This is a genomic window from Ruoffia sp. FAM 26254 (assembly GCF_045528545.1).
Classification (GTDB): domain Bacteria; phylum Bacillota; class Bacilli; order Lactobacillales; family Aerococcaceae; genus Ruoffia; species Ruoffia halotolerans.
In genome coordinates this window covers 1-2,089 of the sequence record NZ_JBGQQY010000089.1, presented here as the reverse complement: position 1 = coordinate 2,089, position 2,089 = coordinate 1, and the positions used below count along the sequence as shown (strand labels likewise).

The following is a 2,089-nucleotide window of genomic DNA, read 5'->3' as shown; positions in this document are numbered from 1 at the left end:
AAGTCGCCACGATAAATTGCACGATAGATAGTATTATAACTGATTTTATTTTTGGAATTTTCAAGGTTCAAACGACCAGAAATTTGTTCTGGAGACCATTGTTCGTTGAGAAATAGTCGTTTGACCAACTGGAAAATAGAGTCTTTATCTAGCGTGCGATGTCTGCCACATAGTTGTTTTCTACGTTTATACTCTCCATGAGCAGTTGACGGTGAATAACTGCCATCCTTGTTTGAATTACGATGTAATTCTCTTGAGATAGTCGATTTAGAACGGTCCAGGGTCTCGGATATATGCCCGATAGTTTCGCCTTGTTCATACATTAGGAATATTGTTTCTCGCTCATTCATGGTAAGATGTGTGTATGGATTCATAGCTTTCTCCTTCTAATAGTTGGTTGGTACATCTATTTTATAGGAAAACTATGGATCTTTTTTTATTTTATTATTGTTGTTGCACTTAAATTGTAAATTCGTCCTCAGAAAATAGAAAACAAGTGAGTTCTCCTGTAGAATAATAGTCGACAAAAACCAAATATCCATAGGAGGAACTCACTTGCCTACATCAAATGATATGCAAAATGTACTAGATATTCAAGACAAAAACATGATTTTCGAAGATAACTGCGTGTCTTATGGGATACACAAACAAAAGAAATGTAAATTTATAGACTGTACATTGACTTATATTCCTACGGAATGTAAGAAATGTCAGGAACCAAACAAGGACTTCTCTATCTATAAAAATGGGACTCAGACTTCTAGAATCACTTTTCCAATATCTGGCATTTACCCGACCTATCTTAGAGTGAAAAAGCAGCGGTTCAAGTGTACATCTTGTGAAGCAACATTTACTGCGGAAACACCGATTGTAAAAGAGGCGTGTTTTATCTCTAATTTTATCAAAGCAGAAATACTGGCGAAGTCAGCTGATGCTCGTTCGATCAAGAGCTTGGCAGAAGAGACGAATGTCTCTTCCACAACGATTCAAAGAATCATCAATGAACAGGTGAAGTATTATCGACCTTACTATCATTCATTGCCGGAGAACTTGTCTTTTGATGAGTTTAAGTATGGTAATGGGCAAATGGCTTTTGAGTATATTGATGTCGTAACAGGAACGATACTAGATATTTTAGAAAGCAAAGATACTCGTACAATCAAAGATCACTTCTGTTCTCGATACAGCCAAAACCAGAGAAATCAGGTCAAAACGATTACGACAGACATGAATGCCAGTTACGTCAGCTTCATCCCTGAACTGTTTCCAAACGCTGATATCATTATTGATCGATTTCATATCGTTCAGCTCGTGAACCGAGCGATGAACAAAACACGCGTAAAAGTCATGAATCGACTTCGAACGTCCAATGGAGAAGACCAAAAGAAGTACAGACGACTCAAACGCTTCTGGAAGAAACTACTGAAGAAAGAGTCCGAGTTGTCTTATACTACCTATCAATACTTTCCCATGTTCGGACAGCGTCTGGAATCAGCAATCGTTTCTGAGATGTTGGCGTACGATCCAGAACTAAAAGCAACTTATACAATGTATCAAGCTATTCTTAAAGCCGTCGAACACAATGACTCAAAACAGTTAAGAACTGTTTTAGATCAACCCGCTTCTCCTGAACTATCTGGATACATGAAAACCAGTTTAAAGACGTTGCGCGCTCATTTTCCTCATATCCAAAACACCTTCTATTATCCTTATAACAATGGAAAGATAGAGGGAATCAATAACAAGATCAAAGTATTGAACCGGGTAGCCTATGGTTACGGTAACTTTATTCATTATAAAAATCGCATTATCCTGCACTTCAATTTAAAACCAATCAGAAATAAAATCAAAATGATAGAAAAAGAAAGAGAACATACAGCAGCGTAAGCTCGTTGTACATCCTCTTCCAAAATCTATTATTATTTGACTTTATTCTTTACCAACGTTGTTTGACAGAGAACCTTATTATCAATCAAAACCAAAGAAAGACGAATCAGAACTTGAAGAAGTAGTCGCTGAAGAATTTATCCGCAGCCGAAAGGCCTACGGCTCAAGAAAAATAAAAAAAGCCTTATCAAAACGAGGCATT

The 2,089-nt window shown here is 37.0% G+C and carries 2 protein-coding genes and 1 pseudogene; 2 read left to right on the top strand and 1 reads right to left on the bottom strand.

Annotation, left to right across the window (positions count from 1 at the left end; translation table 11 throughout):
• Positions 1-374: transposase (locus tag ACEN3Z_RS11725; protein ID WP_407090962.1), on the bottom strand; the 374-nt coding region annotated here is incomplete at its 3' end.
• Between the two features lie 181 nt (positions 375-555).
• On the opposite strand from ACEN3Z_RS11725, the gene ACEN3Z_RS11720 reads away from it, so the two are divergent.
• Positions 556-1,887: an ISL3 family transposase gene (locus tag ACEN3Z_RS11720; RefSeq protein WP_138405515.1), complete on the top strand. Its 1,332-nt coding sequence runs from the start codon at positions 556-558 to the stop codon at positions 1,885-1,887.
• 76 nt (positions 1,888-1,963) lie between these two features.
• Positions 1,964-2,089, top strand: a pseudogene (locus ACEN3Z_RS11715) (IS3 family transposase); the annotation flags it as partial.